The 13,910-nt window shown below is 44.6% G+C and carries 29 protein-coding genes; 1 reads left to right on the top strand and 28 read right to left on the bottom strand.

Annotated features, from left to right (window positions below):
• Positions 1–55 precede the first annotated feature (55 nt).
• The 14 genes from H581_RS33210 to H581_RS37685 all read right to left on the bottom strand — a co-directional run bounded on the left by H581_RS33210 (position 56) and on the right by H581_RS37685 (position 7,013).
• The gene (locus H581_RS33210) at positions 56–391 is read right to left on the bottom strand and encodes a hypothetical protein (RefSeq protein ID WP_051250491.1); all 336 of its coding nucleotides are present in this window, start codon (positions 389–391) and stop codon (positions 56–58) included.
• Positions 391–1,413: an AAA family ATPase gene (locus tag H581_RS0105980; RefSeq protein ID WP_028609220.1), complete on the bottom strand. Its 1,023-nt coding sequence runs from the start codon at positions 1,411–1,413 to the stop codon at positions 391–393. Before H581_RS0105980 ends, H581_RS33210 begins: the two co-directional genes overlap by 1 nt.
• 379 nt (positions 1,414–1,792) lie before the next feature.
• On the bottom strand, positions 1,793–1,933 hold the full coding sequence (locus H581_RS37695; protein WP_156889507.1) for a hypothetical protein: 141 nt from the start codon (positions 1,931–1,933) through the stop codon (positions 1,793–1,795).
• 36 nt (positions 1,934–1,969) lie between these two features.
• Positions 1,970–2,206 carry a hypothetical protein gene (locus tag H581_RS0105970; RefSeq protein ID WP_028609219.1) on the bottom strand — a complete coding sequence of 79 codons (237 nt, stop codon included), beginning with the start codon at positions 2,204–2,206 and terminating at the stop codon, positions 1,970–1,972.
• A gap of 249 nt (positions 2,207–2,455) precedes the next feature.
• On the bottom strand, positions 2,456–2,779 hold the full coding sequence (locus H581_RS0105965) for a BC1872 family protein (RefSeq protein ID WP_028609218.1): 324 nt from the start codon (positions 2,777–2,779) through the stop codon (positions 2,456–2,458).
• Positions 2,780–3,027: 248 nt separating this feature from the next.
• On the bottom strand, positions 3,028–3,381 hold the full coding sequence (locus H581_RS0105955) for a RusA family crossover junction endodeoxyribonuclease (RefSeq protein ID WP_028609216.1): 354 nt from the start codon (positions 3,379–3,381) through the stop codon (positions 3,028–3,030).
• Positions 3,378–3,527: a hypothetical protein gene (locus H581_RS37690; protein WP_156889506.1), complete on the bottom strand. Its 150-nt coding sequence runs from the start codon at positions 3,525–3,527 to the stop codon at positions 3,378–3,380. The genes H581_RS0105955 and H581_RS37690 overlap by 4 nt, the downstream gene beginning before the upstream one ends.
• A complete protein-coding gene (locus H581_RS0105945) occupies positions 3,524–3,757 on the bottom strand; it encodes a hypothetical protein (protein WP_028609215.1) in 234 nt (77 codons plus the stop codon). Before H581_RS0105945 ends, H581_RS37690 begins: the two co-directional genes overlap by 4 nt.
• A 206-nt stretch (positions 3,758–3,963) precedes the next feature.
• Entirely contained in the window at positions 3,964–4,167 is a 204-nt protein-coding gene (locus tag H581_RS0105940; protein ID WP_028609214.1) for a hypothetical protein, read from the bottom strand.
• 58 nt (positions 4,168–4,225) lie between these two features.
• Entirely contained in the window at positions 4,226–4,621 is a 396-nt protein-coding gene (locus tag H581_RS0105935) for a BC1872 family protein (RefSeq protein ID WP_028609213.1), read from the bottom strand.
• A 126-nt stretch (positions 4,622–4,747) separates the two neighbouring features.
• Positions 4,748–5,506, bottom strand: a complete 759-nt coding sequence (locus H581_RS0105925; protein WP_028609212.1) for a hypothetical protein — start codon at positions 5,504–5,506, stop codon at positions 4,748–4,750.
• Positions 5,484–6,023, bottom strand: a complete 540-nt coding sequence (locus H581_RS0105920) for a replicative helicase loader/inhibitor (protein WP_028609211.1) — start codon at positions 6,021–6,023, stop codon at positions 5,484–5,486. The genes H581_RS0105925 and H581_RS0105920 overlap by 23 nt, the downstream gene beginning before the upstream one ends.
• Positions 6,001–6,840: a hypothetical protein gene (locus H581_RS36280; RefSeq protein ID WP_028609210.1), complete on the bottom strand. Its 840-nt coding sequence runs from the start codon at positions 6,838–6,840 to the stop codon at positions 6,001–6,003. The genes H581_RS0105920 and H581_RS36280 overlap by 23 nt, the downstream gene beginning before the upstream one ends.
• A gap of 11 nt (positions 6,841–6,851) precedes the next feature.
• Positions 6,852–7,013 (bottom strand): helix-turn-helix transcriptional regulator, encoded by a 162-nt coding sequence (locus tag H581_RS37685; RefSeq protein ID WP_169507472.1) that lies wholly within the window; start codon positions 7,011–7,013, stop codon positions 6,852–6,854.
• Positions 7,014–7,150: 137 nt separating this feature from the next.
• Between H581_RS37685 and H581_RS0105905 the strand changes: the two genes are divergently transcribed.
• Positions 7,151–7,369 (top strand): helix-turn-helix domain-containing protein, encoded by a 219-nt coding sequence (locus tag H581_RS0105905; RefSeq protein WP_028609209.1) that lies wholly within the window; start codon positions 7,151–7,153, stop codon positions 7,367–7,369.
• Positions 7,370–7,377: 8 nt separating this feature from the next.
• Here the strand turns inward: H581_RS0105905 and H581_RS0105900 are convergent, their stop codons facing one another.
• The 14 genes from H581_RS0105900 to H581_RS0105830 form a co-directional block, all read right to left on the bottom strand.
• Positions 7,378–8,118 carry a DNA-methyltransferase gene (locus H581_RS0105900; RefSeq protein WP_028609208.1) on the bottom strand — a complete coding sequence of 247 codons (741 nt, stop codon included), beginning with the start codon at positions 8,116–8,118 and terminating at the stop codon, positions 7,378–7,380.
• Between the two features lie 24 nt (positions 8,119–8,142).
• Positions 8,143–8,322 carry a hypothetical protein gene (locus tag H581_RS0105895; RefSeq protein ID WP_028609207.1) on the bottom strand — a complete coding sequence of 60 codons (180 nt, stop codon included), beginning with the start codon at positions 8,320–8,322 and terminating at the stop codon, positions 8,143–8,145.
• Between the two features lie 141 nt (positions 8,323–8,463).
• Positions 8,464–8,862 carry a hypothetical protein gene (locus H581_RS0105890; RefSeq protein WP_028609206.1) on the bottom strand — a complete coding sequence of 133 codons (399 nt, stop codon included), beginning with the start codon at positions 8,860–8,862 and terminating at the stop codon, positions 8,464–8,466.
• Positions 8,859–9,074, bottom strand: coding sequence for a hypothetical protein (locus tag H581_RS0105885; RefSeq protein ID WP_028609205.1), 216 nt, complete (start codon positions 9,072–9,074; stop codon positions 8,859–8,861). Before H581_RS0105885 ends, H581_RS0105890 begins: the two co-directional genes overlap by 4 nt.
• 354 nt (positions 9,075–9,428) lie before the next feature.
• Positions 9,429–9,755, bottom strand: a complete 327-nt coding sequence (locus H581_RS0105880; protein WP_051250490.1) for a hypothetical protein — start codon at positions 9,753–9,755, stop codon at positions 9,429–9,431.
• Positions 9,756–9,760: 5 nt separating this feature from the next.
• Positions 9,761–10,564: a PD-(D/E)XK nuclease-like domain-containing protein gene (locus tag H581_RS0105875; protein WP_028609203.1), complete on the bottom strand. Its 804-nt coding sequence runs from the start codon at positions 10,562–10,564 to the stop codon at positions 9,761–9,763.
• Complete coding sequence (locus H581_RS0105870) at positions 10,561–11,193, bottom strand: ERF family protein (protein ID WP_028609202.1); 633 nt, start codon at positions 11,191–11,193, stop codon at positions 10,561–10,563. The genes H581_RS0105875 and H581_RS0105870 overlap by 4 nt, the downstream gene beginning before the upstream one ends.
• Before the next feature lie 115 nt (positions 11,194–11,308).
• Entirely contained in the window at positions 11,309–11,620 is a 312-nt protein-coding gene (locus tag H581_RS0105865) for a hypothetical protein (protein ID WP_028609201.1), read from the bottom strand.
• Complete coding sequence (locus tag H581_RS0105860) at positions 11,617–11,865, bottom strand: hypothetical protein (protein WP_028609200.1); 249 nt, start codon at positions 11,863–11,865, stop codon at positions 11,617–11,619. The genes H581_RS0105865 and H581_RS0105860 overlap by 4 nt, the downstream gene beginning before the upstream one ends.
• Complete coding sequence (locus tag H581_RS0105855; protein ID WP_028609199.1) at positions 11,862–12,092, bottom strand: hypothetical protein; 231 nt, start codon at positions 12,090–12,092, stop codon at positions 11,862–11,864. The genes H581_RS0105860 and H581_RS0105855 overlap by 4 nt, the downstream gene beginning before the upstream one ends.
• A 253-nt stretch (positions 12,093–12,345) precedes the next feature.
• On the bottom strand, positions 12,346–12,549 hold the full coding sequence (locus tag H581_RS33200; RefSeq protein WP_036717924.1) for a sporulation protein Cse60: 204 nt from the start codon (positions 12,547–12,549) through the stop codon (positions 12,346–12,348).
• Positions 12,525–12,704, bottom strand: a complete 180-nt coding sequence (locus H581_RS0105845; protein WP_028609197.1) for a hypothetical protein — start codon at positions 12,702–12,704, stop codon at positions 12,525–12,527. The genes H581_RS33200 and H581_RS0105845 overlap by 25 nt, the downstream gene beginning before the upstream one ends.
• Before the next feature lie 98 nt (positions 12,705–12,802).
• Positions 12,803–13,576 carry a phage antirepressor gene (locus tag H581_RS0105835; RefSeq protein WP_245599934.1) on the bottom strand — a complete coding sequence of 258 codons (774 nt, stop codon included), beginning with the start codon at positions 13,574–13,576 and terminating at the stop codon, positions 12,803–12,805.
• Between the two features lie 49 nt (positions 13,577–13,625).
• Positions 13,626–13,859 carry a helix-turn-helix domain-containing protein gene (locus tag H581_RS0105830; protein ID WP_028609195.1) on the bottom strand — a complete coding sequence of 78 codons (234 nt, stop codon included), beginning with the start codon at positions 13,857–13,859 and terminating at the stop codon, positions 13,626–13,628.
• Positions 13,860–13,910 lie beyond the last annotated feature (51 nt).

The raw sequence follows: 13,910 nt of genomic DNA, 5'->3' as shown, positions 1-13,910 counted from the left end.
ACCCCTCTGCATAAAGAGCGCCTCAGTTAGAAGCGCTCTGTTTGGTTATATTAAGCTACTTCTTTCCGGTTAAAGCCTTCTCCCACTCTTCATCGGTGAAGTCTTGTCCGACTAACTCGTACGTGGCTTCGAATATGTCAGGCTTGCATGGGTATATTTCGTCTTTTACACCTTTGATGATGTAATCGCCGTAATACCCACGCATCGTTCCTTCGAGTGTATTGATTTTACAGTAGATGTCTTTGGAATGATGAAATGGCCCTCGATCCAGACTGTTTCTAAACGTCTTGATTTCATCCGCGATGTGCTTGTCATGGAACCAGTCTGGCCATTCGTCTATTCCATATCTAAACGCCTCAATCACAACCGGCTTCTTTCGATACTTCGCCATTACGCTACGATCCTTTGCGACTGTTCAAGCTGGCTGACTCTTGCACTGAGCTCTTGGAACTCCCGGCGAGTAACCGGCGCATCGCCTTCTGATACAGATTCGTGTTCATCCAATCCAGCGGTTGTGCTTTCCTCTTCTTGACGAAAGTCTATGCCCGCCGCTTCGGAATCAGAAACCCCACTGTCGCTAACGTCACCTTCAGCAGTTTCGCCTTGAAACGTTTCTGGCAGTGTTTCGCTACCTCCTAAAGTTGGAGGAGTGCTCAACTGCCATTCTGACAACTCAGACCGCTTCACAACTTTGAATGTTCCGTCTGGCAGATACAGCTTCTCTGTCGATCCCCAGTTTTCGCTAGAAACGAATAGCTTAATAGCTTCGTTGATTTCTTCCGCTTCATTCGGCGTAACGTCGATTATGGATTGTGCTTCACGCTCGCCGTATACCTTCGCCTTCTGGTAATCGTCAATCTGACCTTTAAGGCGCTCAATCTCAGCTTTAGCTTCCTCGTACTGAGCTGCAGCGTTATCCCGGTTCTTTCTCGCATCGTCCCGTTCTGCGATCAAACGGACCGTTTCTTCCGTCTGCTCTTTCAGCTCACGAGCGCAAGCTTCGTATTCTTGCTCTAGCTGATTGTGGTTAGCAAGAAGGCCATTGTAATTCCCTTCAGCGTTTTGCTTGTATGCGTCAAATTCATTCTCGATCTGTTCCAACTCAATCGCATGCTCAGCAATAATCCGACGACGATCCGACTTTACGACTAGATGAATGACGTTTATGAGTTCAACCGGCAGCTTGGTAAAATCCACGCCTGGAATAGCGAAAGTGATTTCACTATGTACGCGCTCTTCGATAGCTTGTTCGCGTTCTGCCTGTGCTTGAACACTAATTTTAGTGTTTAGTTCCTGCCGGCGCTCTGCCAACTCTGCTACTTTTCCCGAATCCATCAAAGCCCCGCGCTGGTGTTCATTTCGCAATTCCGCTTCCACTTCTTCAAGCTGATCTTGTAGTGTTCTCTCACTCATTTTCTCGCCTCCGATATCAATTTTGTGTTACCGTCATTATACCATTTTCCACCCACAAATACTAGCCATAAACCGCGCCAATACTGGATTTTTACTCACTTTTACAACGATTTTACAAGTTGTGTTTCTGCTTAATTAATTGACAAAATAGTGCTATTTATCATATCCAGAAGTAGCACACTCAACACTACAATACTGCCCTTGTGCCACTGTAGGACATCCACATCTAGGGCAAGCGTGGAATCCTGTTGGAGTGAATACAGGATCACCTTTTTGAACAACTCCACATGATTTGCAGTACTGGTATGTGCCGTTATCAAACAGCTCTTGCTTGCTACAACAAGTATTCATCCTTACTCATCTCCTAAGTTCTTAATATTCAAAACTTGTCCGTCAAAACCCATAGTTCGCCTTTTTCGTTTAGTTCTTTCATAAGTGGTTCAGCTTCTTCGCGGGAATCAAAAACTTGCTCCTTACGATTACTGTCAGTTAACCAAATTACCTTAACTTTTTTCGACAAGACTATCACCTCATGTCCTTCCGTATTCATTTTGTCTCATGTTTTCGTCCTATATGTCGTTGTCGCCAGGTTTCCGACGATTGTCCAAACTCCATCAGGATATACGCCCAACCAGTCTTTTACCCCAGTAACGTCATTGACAACGCCCAGCCCCCGCACACCTCTCTTGTTCGCCCCTTGGACAACAATCACCATTTCTCCGGTTTCTTCATTTATCAAAACGTCGTGCAGTTGTATGAGTAGCCCCGTCGCATCCAATGTTACAATGTCCATTTCTTTCACACCTTCCTTACGCAATATGGATCAACTATTCACTATTCATTTTGTTACTCGGCAATAAATTTTTAAGGGGAGCATCGTAATCTCCATCACCCTATACCCGAGTAATGAAGAACTATGGAACGCTAGTCCGATGTTCCAATTATTCCAATCAAGACCGACATAGACCCTTCGCACCATGTTCACCGCCTTTTCATTCCTTCTCACCCCGGCATCTCCCCAAACAATTCCGACAGCTTCCCTCTACTCCTTTATCGTGGTTAAGAGTGCCGCCTTGCAGATAGCCTCGGTTAATGACTTCCGCTTAACAATCCATTCATACACCAGTTTATTATTCTCGTTTTCATGAGGCAGAACTTGGTATTCATCAGGCCATACTCGAATGTCCAAGTATATTTTGTTGTCCCGCATCTTCTCCACCAATTCCCAGGCTGCATCTATATCGGTGGAATAGAAATTTGCGTTATGAATATTGGGAAGAATGATTCCCATTACCCTCTCAGCCACAAGAGCATCCAACTCTCTCCCCGGTTTCATCGCCAACACTTTCTCTCTCGTCAATTCCATATCAACCTCTCGCTTTCTATACGCCTCTCTGAGACGTTCTATGTTTCATTCTAGTATTTGCCCTATTAATCTACCAAAACGCCTATGCGAGCCTCCTACGCGCTCTAGATAGCGTTCGTGGGAGTGCCCAAGCTTCGTGTTAATCTCCTTGATGCGATCTTCCATTCTTTCGTAGCTGTTTGAACGTACCCCGAGCCAATCCAATTTACGTTGTAGTCGCTCTCTTTCGTCCATCAGCTCTTTTCGATTCATGCTATAAGCACCTCGATTCTAGGATTGTCCTTATCTACACCAAAGTCATGCGTGATCTTCCCGATCTGTGACCATCCATCGTTGGATATAATGCCGGCTTCCTGCAGACCATCGAATATGAACTTCTGACCGGCTATAACATTGTCTTTGTCTCGGCGCTTATTGGGGCAGTACCAGGTTATGGTGTAGTCCGCTTTCGCAATCTTGATCTTGCCTAGCTGCTTTACTGCTGACCATGCGACCATGCGGATTGCTCTATCTTTCATCTGCACGTATTTGTATTTGTTAGATTTGGAGGCGTTGATCATCTCGTTTAGGCTCGGCAATGTACCCTCGATAATCAGCTTCAATCGCTCTCCACCTCCCTCTCAGTAATGATCTCCACGTTTCTAACGTGTCTGGATAGTTTGCGTTTGAGGTATTCTGCCTCTATCCATGGACGCTGGATCTTGCTTTCCCAGCTGCCTACTTTGATTCGATAGGCGATTCTTGTCATGATGCATCCTCCTTTACTCCGATTAGATCCCGCAGGTACGCTTGTCCTTCTTCTGTATCGTTGAGCCACGTTTCAGCTTTCTTATGACCGTTAAAACTTTTTACCGCTCCAAGTTTCTTCAAGTGGCGGAATGATATGTCTTTTCTGTGCACCTTGCCGTCATGCTCAATATTGGCTTCCCAAAAGCTAATTCCGTACATTCTGCATGAGAATAATATTGTGGCCTTCAAGAGGCATCACCTCCCCCGGGTCTGTATGTAATCAGTGACTTTGCTTGCCGATTGCGTTCCTCTTTCGACATTAGCGGCTTGTACGGCTTTTTATATGGCGTTACTGCCGGCCGGCTTGCTCGGTTTTCCTTTGACATGTGATCAGCTCCTTATCAGTCTTTTATATCCCTTGTCCTACCCCAACCCCGATATACGGCCCCCGCAAGCTAAGCGGATTCGGTCGTTCCGATGGCGCTATGCGCTTTTAAATACTCGTGCGTGAACCATCCATGATGTCCTGGACGTGTCGCATAATAAATAATTTCATTCGTCTCGGGATTCCAAGTTTTCTCCCTCACAGTCCAGAAGAACGTAGCTTTATCTTCCTCGACTAGCTCAATCATTTGATTAATTGCATACTCGTTTTCCATCCTCATCTCTCCCCGTCTCTCATTTGGTCTAATCTATACTGCAACCTACTCATGGCGTTCATTCATCCATTACTGCTAATAGAGCAATCTTTGCAATACCAACAGGAGCAAAATCAAATTCATATACACCAGTGATATTCCCTCCCATCTCGTTTCTTACATGAAGATAGAATCCTTCGTGGTTTTGCGGCGAGATCAATATCTTTAAGCCATGCACACCTCTAAGGTGTTCCACCACTTCCCATGATGCGGATATGTTCGATGATGGCGACCAGTTCAAAACCGGATTTACCTTTACTCCGTATACACACCAGTAAGGTGCTGAATGGCTATCAAATGGTGTGACGGGCAAAATCTTGTTCGTCCAACCCATAACTTTCTCCGCTACCAGCGCATCCAACTCTCTCCCCGGCTCCATCGCCAGTATCTGCTCACGCGTTATTTTTTCAGTCACGTTGTTTCCCCCTCTTGTATCCTTCCTGTCCCGGATGATCATCGTCGATCAACTCCAGTTCAAAGGATTTTCTACCTCTTCGCAGCCATTCGTAAAAGTCTTGTTCGTTCTGTTCATCCATTTCGGTCACGATGTCTTTTCCTTCTTTGCAACGGGTGCAGAAACCGTTTTATTCTCTTCCTTTTCCGTCAGCCAATCGCAATACTTTTGGCAATCCTCTTCGGATCTGAAGAAGGTACTATAGCGTTCTAAATCGCTGAAATTCATTCCATCGGAGTAAATAACTTTGACAACAGTGCTGCTGTTTAACGTAAATCCCTCTCCATCGTCTTGATACTGGCTGTACCATGCGATTAATTCTCGATCATTATTCCTGTACGTCCTGAATTCTTTTAATATTTGTTCACCTGGCCGATAAACAATTTTTTTCGTTGCGCACTCACAAGGTTCTGCCATCGTTTTACCTGATGGAGCTATGAATTCGATTTGCCGGTTGCTATTGCATTTGTCGCATTTATTCCCCAAAACAGTTTTATAATCTGCCCTGTATAGGGTTACTTCCAAGTTTTTCATCAGTTCCGCCAACCTAGCACCCCTGATTTTTTGCTCCATGTTATTCCTGTCATACTGGAGTTGCTGTTCTTTATGTTTGTAATCGTTCTTTATCTGTTCAAAGTTCTTTTTGACTTCCTGTAGTTCCGCGTTTTCAGTTCTCAGACGCTCCATCTCAGTTTTGTAATCAGTTCTAACTACATCCAACAGAGATTGCTTGAATTCATCAATTTTTGCTTCAAACTCACTTGGCTCGTAAAAAAATTCCTCATCATAGTCGTACATGTCTATCGCTCCTCTAATTTTGGTCTTAAGCCCCTTGATCTTCCTCAAATGTCAGCATCCTACCGCTATTACTTTGGATTCTCGTCATGCTGTCTCTAAGCTCCGGCATTAGCAGTGCATCTTCGCGTTCTCGTTTTTGCATCGTGTCGTACACCTTCAGGAAGTGAGCGCGGTCGGCCATCTCATTTTCTGAAAGGCATAATGTTCTGAATCCAATCGAATCGACAACCTTTCTCGTCACGCCGGTTAGCGAATCCATTGCCTTCTTCTCGTTGTAGCTGCCATATTTTCGGATTGCCAGTTTTACATCTCCCCAAGCTTCTATCCCCGGTTTACTCCGGACAGTGGTAACGTCTGCTATTCTCGCCCGAATGTCCGCTATTGTCGGCGGATAAACGGATTCGCTCATGAATTTCTTGATAACGATCCTGCCGATCTCGTAATCAATATCATCAAGCATCGTTTCCCAAAGGGAGATAAGAGCTTCTTCTTTCCCTGCTTCCGGCCAGTTTCGGTAGTTCAATGAGCAAATTCCTACCAGTTTAATAATTTCCGCTCGCTTCACGTTCTGATTCCTCCCTCGACATTTGTTGCAATCTTTCGAAAGCACTCATTTTCTTGATTGGTGTAACGTTATTCCGCTGCATCTGCATAACTAGCGTTCCTATCTTCTCTCTTAATTTTGGAGCTGATAGAATATTGGACTTCCAAAACGAGTCATTCTGACACCAATCGATAACGGACCGTATTTGCATGTAATCGTATTTGTCGATCCGTTCCAGCTTTTCTATTTCGTCTCTCCATTTTTCTAAGTTCGCTGGAATTTTTACGTTTGGATTATTAATCTGCATGAGAGCAATTAAGTGATTGGTCAATTCGACGGTGTTTTGACTATGCTCTTTTATTACCTTCTTAACATTGTTATCTTTCTTTCTTTCTTCTTTAGTGGTTGGCTGCTGGTTAGCTGCTGGTTGACTGCTGGTTGATGGTTGGTTGCTTTGCTGGTTGGCATTCCCCTCAAACCCTTGATCTGACTGGGCTTCCTGCTGGTTGCTCTGCTGGTTGAATTTTGCGTAATTTTTAATTGTATATAGCGTGCACTTGCGATGTTCCGAAACAACCTCGATCATATCCTGTGCTTTTAGTTTCTTAATTAGCGTCCTCAACCTCTGTTCGCTAATCTTCAAACGCTCGCTCCATTTGATACGCCCGTAGATGAATTCACCGTAATTAACAACGACCATTTCACCATCTACAAGCTCTGTATGCGGTTCTTTTGAAAACCTCGCACGATACAACATTTCAAACCAAACTTTAAAATATTCAGCGTCCTGGTATATCCAGTGATCCACAATGCCTCGATCTAAACCGATGTAAGCCATGTGATCACCGCCTAGGAAGCCTTATTTTTAATCCATGACATAACTTCGTCAGGATCGAATCGAAGTATGCGTTCGGAAATGCGTATCGTCGGCATGCCTTCTTTGATGAGTTCGAACACCGTTGGTCTGCTCACATTCAACCTTGTTGCTATATCTTTTACTCCTACTAACACTGTAAGCACCTCCTTGACTCTATTGTACTATAAACTTCACAGTTTGGTAAGTATAATTCCCAATTAGACTTATATCGTTTACTTATAGCGTAGTATGGGTATTATAGAATTAACTAATAAGTGAACGGGTGATTGATATGATACGTCCTTTATTGTCTGAAATGATGGGTAAACATAAGGTGAAATCCTTCTCTCAGCTTGAGAAGGAAACCGGCATATCTCGTAAAACGCTGGCTAAGATTTACAATGGTGAGGGCGGCGGCATCGACTACGATACCCTCAACGCCCTCTGCAAACGTTTCAGCTGCCGTGTTGACGAATTGTTGGAATATGTGCCGGATAAGGAAGGGGAGTAGAAACTCGGCTAGAAATTGATCACTGGTTGGACATACTCCATTCTGTTTCTAGCGATCTGAACGTACTTCCATTCCTTTTCTATCCCGATGAAGTTCCTTCCGCAACTCAAAGCTGCAGCTGCCGTTGTTCCCGATCCAATACAATTATCTAAAACCGTGTCACCTACATTCGAATATGTTTCGATTAGGTATTTGAACAATTCGATAGGCTTTTGAGTGGGATGCAGTGCTTCGATTTGCTTATCTGTCGGGAAACAAATGACACTCCTGGGATAGCGATCCGTTCTACCTCCTCCGCTAATCCCTATTTTTGTTTTTCCGTAATTACTTCCATCGTCTTGATGCTTGGTATAGCTGTTTACTGGCTTGTGCCCTGTTGTCATTTGAGGATTGTAATCCGGTAGACTTTTATAAAACACAAGTATGTTTTCATGCGCCTTTAACGGCATCCGATTGGCGTTTAAATGGCCTGTTGCTGATGTTTTCTCCCATATCCACTCATAACGCAACATGGAAAGGTTGCTGCACCCTAGAACCTTATCAAATGGCGTTTGTGCTGTTAGAACAATAGCGCCATTGTCTTTAATTATCCGCTTGTACTGCGTCCATAATTTTTCCAGTGGGATAACTGAATCCCAATCGTTTTGAGTGGTACCATAAGGCAAATCACAGAGAATCATATCAATTGAAGCTGCATCTATTTCTTCCATGACATCTAAGCAATCTCCATGAATTATGGTGTTTAGCATGATCTCTGTTCCTCCTAAAATTAGTTAACTAAGCACCGATTCGACAAACCTCGTACCCAGCAGATAACACGTAATCTCTTCTCTTGTCTCTTCATCCAACGCATCATACTTGCGTTTTAACGCGTCACGTTGATGCTTAGGCAAGCCTTCTAAATCGTGTAGCCGTTTAGCTATTGCGAAGATATGGAACATTTCTTGATCCACGTTGCACCTCCCAGGTCTTATTTCCCGTATCTGCGATACCATCGCTCGGCATCCCAGTTTTTAACACGTAGAATGATTGCTTTAAATTGGATTCGCATAGTGTCACGTAGCGTTACTTTGTGGTACTGGGCAACACCTTGTTCATTTGGGTGTCTCATTGGATTGCTCCTTTGTGAGAGAAGCAAGCACAATATGCGCAAGTGGTAATTCTGAATGTTGTGTATACCATTCCAGCGCTTCCTTCATGGCGGTGTGTTCGGTACGGAGCTGATTGTTCTCTTTAGTCAATTCTGCCTCGCAGCACACTGGGCAAGAGTGTTCATTGGTGTCTACGTCAACATGGCAAGAATCAAATGCAAAACCGCAGTCCGGACAATCCCACATGTCGTTATTGGATTTCTTCAGCCTTTCTATCTCCCTCTGTGCCTCTTCGAGTCCTGATAGGAGGGTTTCTAACTGCGGAATAGGCATATGCACGAAAACATATTGTTTAGCGATATCCGATTTTGCTCTCTGTACGACTTGCTCAAGTTCGATCATTTCATTTCCTCCGCAGGTAGATTTATTTTTGATAAATGGGTTACAGGTAGCAGAAGCGGCTTTCCAGTATAGCGGTCATGCCATCCATACCCCGTTGCATTTAGAAGTTTAGCGTGGTGAGCAATCCAGACGTGACGTCCATCTGTAATCAAATGGTCTTTGTGGCTCTCAATCTCCCGGCTGTTACTGTCGTATTCTATCCACTCAATCATTTCATTTCCTCCATCACTCGTAATATGCTGCTCCAGCAGCTTTATATCGTGCTATGCGAAACTGTTTAAGGAACAATCGGCCATCGTGCGTATTGTCACAATGCGTATGGCATTCAAGGCAAAGGTGAGCGACATCATTGACTGTCGTTTCACCCTTCACCTTCCACCGTCTGATTGAATGCGCTGCTTGAACTGCTAGTTCGTAAAGGCACCTCTCACATACCCCGTTGCTGCGATCTCTGAGCTGTCGGCGCACTTTGGTGGATATGTCTCCGCGCTGCTTGGCTGTGGGTGCATTCCGTTTAAACGTTGGCTTTGGAACGGATCGCAATGGTTGGGATGATAGATTCATAGTCATACGTCCACCTGGTACTTTAAAATGGATTGTAGGGCGCTTAGCTGGCTTTTAATTGCGTCTACTGATTCAAGAGCTGCTTTGAACCGTACCTCGTCGTAATCGCGTTTGAAAAGGAAATCTCCCACGTTGCCTTTCGCTACGTCTGAGATCATCCCGACAGCCATATGCTCAGCCTTTAGCTTTAGAATCTCCTGAGCGAGTTTTACGCGGTATACTTGCTCAGAGGAAGCCTTAGCTTCCCCCAGCTTGTACAGCTCGTTAGCGGCCTTCTCAAGGCGCTTAGAAGCGGTATATACTTCTTGTGTTACTTGTGTGATTTCCATATCAATCAGCTCCCCATTGTTAATTCGAGATAGTGAATGAGTCCGTCAATCTTCTTTGTTGAGCGGCAATACCGGCAGCGTTCGCATCGCTTTGGTTCTTCGATTCCTTCTTTAACTGCGATTATTCGTGGCAATTTATCGTTCACCATCAATAATTCGTAGTTGAGAGATTCTTCATCAAAGCAAATGACGGCCTTATCAGGCGTTTCTTCCTTGCTGACTGCAACAATCAAAGGTTCAAGTGTCGTAAATCGTCCATGCTCTATCCGTTCAAGCTCTGTATAAACTGCCATCTGCAGCACATAACCGAAATTTTCAACGAATGATACCCACTTGCCGTTCTTCCAGTACCGTTCATGAATGCCTTTTACCGTCTTGAGATCAATGATCCGTCCCTCATCAGGGTTGTAAACGTCCAGTTTCACCTTCCACAGCACTCCAAATAGTTCAGCGGTTACAATTACCTCTTTGTCTCCCTCAAGCATCTGGCGGCAAACTGGATCGTCTAGTAATGTTTCTACCATCTTGTCTCCTAGCTTATATTCAGCTTTCAACTCGCCTTTATTGACACCCCGAGACGAAAAAATCTCAGGGTGATCTTCTATGAATTTTTGCAAGGCATAATCGCCTTCAATTGTTGCTCCTACATATGAACCGATTAAGAAGCAATCAGCCTTTGGTTCGCTGTATTCCCCGTTTAACTTTGCAAGTGCAGCTGCTTCGCATTTATCGAAGTCCTTGAACTGGCTGACGCTCATATAATGCTGATTTGCTTCTCTTGAATAGTAATTTTCTTCTGTCAGCTTCAAGCCGGCTCACTCCGTTTCTCTTTAATCTTAGCCAACAGCTCGTCCACCTGTGGTTCCGATAGCTCGTTGATTGAACAGTTGTAAAGTTGCTTAATGCGTGGAGCTAATTGATTTATGTTGTACCCAGCCCCGATCCATGCAGACTTCAGCTGAGAAATGGCATTAGAGGTAATCCGACCGACCGATTTCTCCATGCGCTGTTGGAAGGCATCAACGTCCATTTGATCCGTAGCAATATTGAATTGCTTGAGCATAAATGTTTTCTCACCGTATGTGAGTGCCTTTCCTACACCCTTCTCACCAGCTATATCCACGCCCTGTGCGTACCATGGGATTTTAATCTGTTCGTCTGGCTTTTCCGCATTGACCCATGTCATAAGCAAATCAACTTCGGTGAAATAAGTGGTTGTTTTCTTTGGTTTGTCCTTGTCAACAAATTCAATCGTCTCGCTCAGCAGATTGTGACTTACCAACTCGGTAATCAGTAGCAATCCCATTTCATCCAGTTTTGCTCGTACAGCTGCTATTACTTGGCTGCTAGAGTTGTATTTGTACTGACCACCTGAAGCATCCTTTTGCAGGAATGGAACAGCCTTACGTACCTCAATCAATTTCTGATATATGTTCATTGCCTAATCGCTCCTTTTGGTTTAAACTGTCCGTATAACCTTTCTTCTTCATCTAACTGGCGCGGGTGCAACCGTGCCTTTTCTCTTTCCCTGCTTGTACCATCTAGCGTGATTCTTAGCGTAGACCCAGCGTGCTCCTGATGATGAGGACAGCTTTGCCAATTCCCGGTACACGTCCTCGTTTTTCACTCTCATGTGTTTCCACCGCCCGTTCTATCTCTTTCTCAATAGTTGATTTCCAACCGTCATGGATGTACTCCGGATACTCCCGAATGAAGTTGTAATAGATTGGCGTATCAAGATTTCCTATCTCTTTATCGGCCCAGATGCGGACACGGGAGCGAATGGATGATAGGATTTCCTCGGCGCACAAGTCGGCGTTAGCTGAGATGTTTAGCCACTCATCGAAACGGTAGCGTTCGGTCATGTCGTTTGCTCCTTCCATTCAGTGTGGTATTTAATATTCCATGCGATGGGATCATAGAGAAGTTGGGAACCGTTATCTAAACCACTACCAATAATGCGATTTGCCCATTCTAGCGCCTTGCGTAGTTCCTCGATCTCGTAAAGCGCATTCTCATAATGGTTAATGATTCCGTTCACTTCATCCCTGTCTAAACCGTAATATTGCTCTTCGTTGTCCTTACGCCATACTTCAATCCATAACCTCACGCTGCGTCACTCTCCTTCTTACTGATCTCCATACCTGGGAACTGATCATCGATGTACCCTGCCATGCAATCCGCTGCATCTGCCATCTGTGGAAGGTTAGTGCGGAGCCACTTCATTACTCCCTCCATGTCCCATACTCCCGTTTTCTTGCATTGCATGAGCACGTTAATGTGCTGATTGATTTCGTCTGCTTCTACCGGCTTGTCCGGATTTGGATAGTAGGTCATACTCGAACCTCTCCTTTACGCTCAAATGGTTGGCCTTGCTGGGGATTGCGAACGATTGGCTGCGGACCATTTACGGGTTGTATTCTATGCAGCATCTTGCTCAGCTCCTTTGCTTGCGATTTGGATAAAGCGGTTGAATAGGTGCATCAGGTCGTCGGCGTTCTCTTCAATGTAGGTGTGGAGTTCGCCGTCCTTTATGTGGTCCTCTAGCTGTGAGCGCTCTTGGAGGATGAGTTGTAGGAGTTCGTCCATATCACTCAGAACCTTTGTATATGATAAGAGCCGAATGCCAGCCATATCCGTTTTCATCATTTGCAGAAGCATATTTAATGTCGATAACATCAACATCAGAGATACTTGCCAATTCCTCCAACATTTCGTTAATCACCATGCTTAGATTCTTGTCTGGTTTTTCTTGCACAAACAAGGTTCTTACTCGCTTTGCGCTTCCGTACATTGCGTTTCCTCCTCTATTTTTCGTTTCATTTCCTCGTCCACGATCCGGCCATCCACCAGGAAGTAGTTGAGCGCTATTTCCTTCTTCTCTTCAATCGTTTTAGCGTTAAGCACCCTTAGTAAGGCGTAATGATGGGCGTAATAAGCGAATTTCACGCGCCTTTTGCTTTCTTCTTGCTCTCGATCTCTTTGAATGCTTTCTCTAGGAGATCACGGCTTATTTTCGATGGGTCGATGATTGCTTTTTGCATGGGTTATGCTCCTTTCTTGAGTTCGCGCTGCAGGCGATCAATAATGTAGGCTTGTCCTTTTGGAGTGACTTTCGTAGTCTCCCAATCCCTCGCGCCTTTTGGCGTCTGTCGAACGCCCTTGATTACTTCGAAGATTCCCATTTCAATACCGCGCTGCGTTGGTTCTGTACTGTTCTGGCACACTAAACCCCATGACCGCAATTTGTCGTAAAGTCGTTTCTCGCCAACCATCACGCCGTTTTTACTAGCAAGCTTGGCCACTTCACGAACAAGCATGTTCTTCTCGCTGTCCATGCACGTTTCGGCAAAGGCGATTAGAGGACGATCGGCATCTCTTTGAGCCTGGATGAATTGACGTTCTCGTTCTGCTGCTTCAGCTCGTGCCGTTTCTTCTTTAAGGCGTGTCGCAAGGTTGATAATGAAGTCCGGATCTGTAAGCGTCTTTTCGATTGTTTCCGGTGTCATGTATGCGCCATTCTTACGGATGGATGGGATGACTTCACTTGTGATCCATTTGCGAAAGGCTCGTGCTTCAGGTTTGCGACTTTCAAGGATTACATCATATAGGCCATCTTCATTTACGATTGTTGTATCCTGCATTCTGCCAAGTGAGTCAGGGATGGGGTGATTTGAAATCACATCATCAGACAACCTCCGTTTAATGCCGGCCACTTGATCAATCTCCAAAACTTCGCACACGTCTTTTAAAATGAACCACGGTTCTGCATCTTTCTCGACAATCCTCATTTCTTTCTGACCGAAGCTGAATAGTTTCATTTTCATTACCACCTTCCCTAAATTTGGTTAATCCATTAAAATAGGACTGTTAAGCAGTTTGTACCGAATTAAGCGTTACGCTTAGTTTGGAGTCAAAAAAATTTTCTATCTGCACGTCCATCGCTTCAGCAATCAGGAACACATCATCCAAATATGCGCGTCTGCGACCTTTTGCGATATCAGCATACCAAGATACTGAATGGCCGCACCGTTTAGCAATATGAGTCTTTGTTATTCCTTTTTGTTTCCGTAATTGCTCCATTCTTGCAACCACTATATTCATGTTCTTCACCCCCTCAAATTAAGCGTTACGCTTAGTTATGGGTTAAATATA

Source organism: Paenibacillus harenae DSM 16969, from assembly GCF_000422465.1.
Taxonomy (GTDB): domain Bacteria; phylum Bacillota; class Bacilli; order Paenibacillales; family Paenibacillaceae; genus Pristimantibacillus; species Pristimantibacillus harenae.
This window is presented reverse-complemented; position numbering and strand designations above follow the sequence as displayed.

Coding starts and splice junctions, on each gene's coding strand:
- H581_RS33210 (WP_051250491.1), bottom strand. CDS start 391: ATGGCGAAGTATCGAAAGAAGCCGGTTGTGATTGAGGCGTTTAGATAT.
- H581_RS0105980 (WP_028609220.1), bottom strand. CDS start 1,413: ATGAGTGAGAGAACACTACAAGATCAGCTTGAAGAAGTGGAAGCGGAA.
- H581_RS0105970 (WP_028609219.1), bottom strand. CDS start 2,206: ATGGACATTGTAACATTGGATGCGACGGGGCTACTCATACAACTGCAC.
- H581_RS0105965 (WP_028609218.1), bottom strand. CDS start 2,779: ATGGAATTGACGAGAGAGAAAGTGTTGGCGATGAAACCGGGGAGAGAG.
- H581_RS37690 (WP_156889506.1), bottom strand. CDS start 3,527: ATGACAAGAATCGCCTATCGAATCAAAGTAGGCAGCTGGGAAAGCAAG.
- H581_RS0105940 (WP_028609214.1), bottom strand. CDS start 4,167: ATGGAAAACGAGTATGCAATTAATCAAATGATTGAGCTAGTCGAGGAA.
- H581_RS36280 (WP_028609210.1), bottom strand. CDS start 6,840: ATGGCTTACATCGGTTTAGATCGAGGCATTGTGGATCACTGGATATAC.
- H581_RS0105905 (WP_028609209.1), top strand. CDS start 7,151: ATGATACGTCCTTTATTGTCTGAAATGATGGGTAAACATAAGGTGAAA.
- H581_RS0105900 (WP_028609208.1), bottom strand. CDS start 8,118: ATGCTAAACACCATAATTCATGGAGATTGCTTAGATGTCATGGAAGAA.
- H581_RS0105890 (WP_028609206.1), bottom strand. CDS start 8,862: ATGATCGAACTTGAGCAAGTCGTACAGAGAGCAAAATCGGATATCGCT.
- H581_RS0105885 (WP_028609205.1), bottom strand. CDS start 9,074: ATGATTGAGTGGATAGAATACGACAGTAACAGCCGGGAGATTGAGAGC.
- H581_RS0105880 (WP_051250490.1), bottom strand. CDS start 9,755: ATGGAAATCACACAAGTAACACAAGAAGTATATACCGCTTCTAAGCGC.
- H581_RS0105870 (WP_028609202.1), bottom strand. CDS start 11,193: ATGAACATATATCAGAAATTGATTGAGGTACGTAAGGCTGTTCCATTC.
- H581_RS0105865 (WP_028609201.1), bottom strand. CDS start 11,620: ATGACCGAACGCTACCGTTTCGATGAGTGGCTAAACATCTCAGCTAAC.
- H581_RS0105855 (WP_028609199.1), bottom strand. CDS start 12,092: ATGACCTACTATCCAAATCCGGACAAGCCGGTAGAAGCAGACGAAATC.
- H581_RS33200 (WP_036717924.1), bottom strand. CDS start 12,549: ATGTACGGAAGCGCAAAGCGAGTAAGAACCTTGTTTGTGCAAGAAAAA.
- H581_RS0105835 (WP_245599934.1), bottom strand. CDS start 13,576: ATGAAACTATTCAGCTTCGGTCAGAAAGAAATGAGGATTGTCGAGAAA.
- H581_RS0105830 (WP_028609195.1), bottom strand. CDS start 13,859: ATGAATATAGTGGTTGCAAGAATGGAGCAATTACGGAAACAAAAAGGA.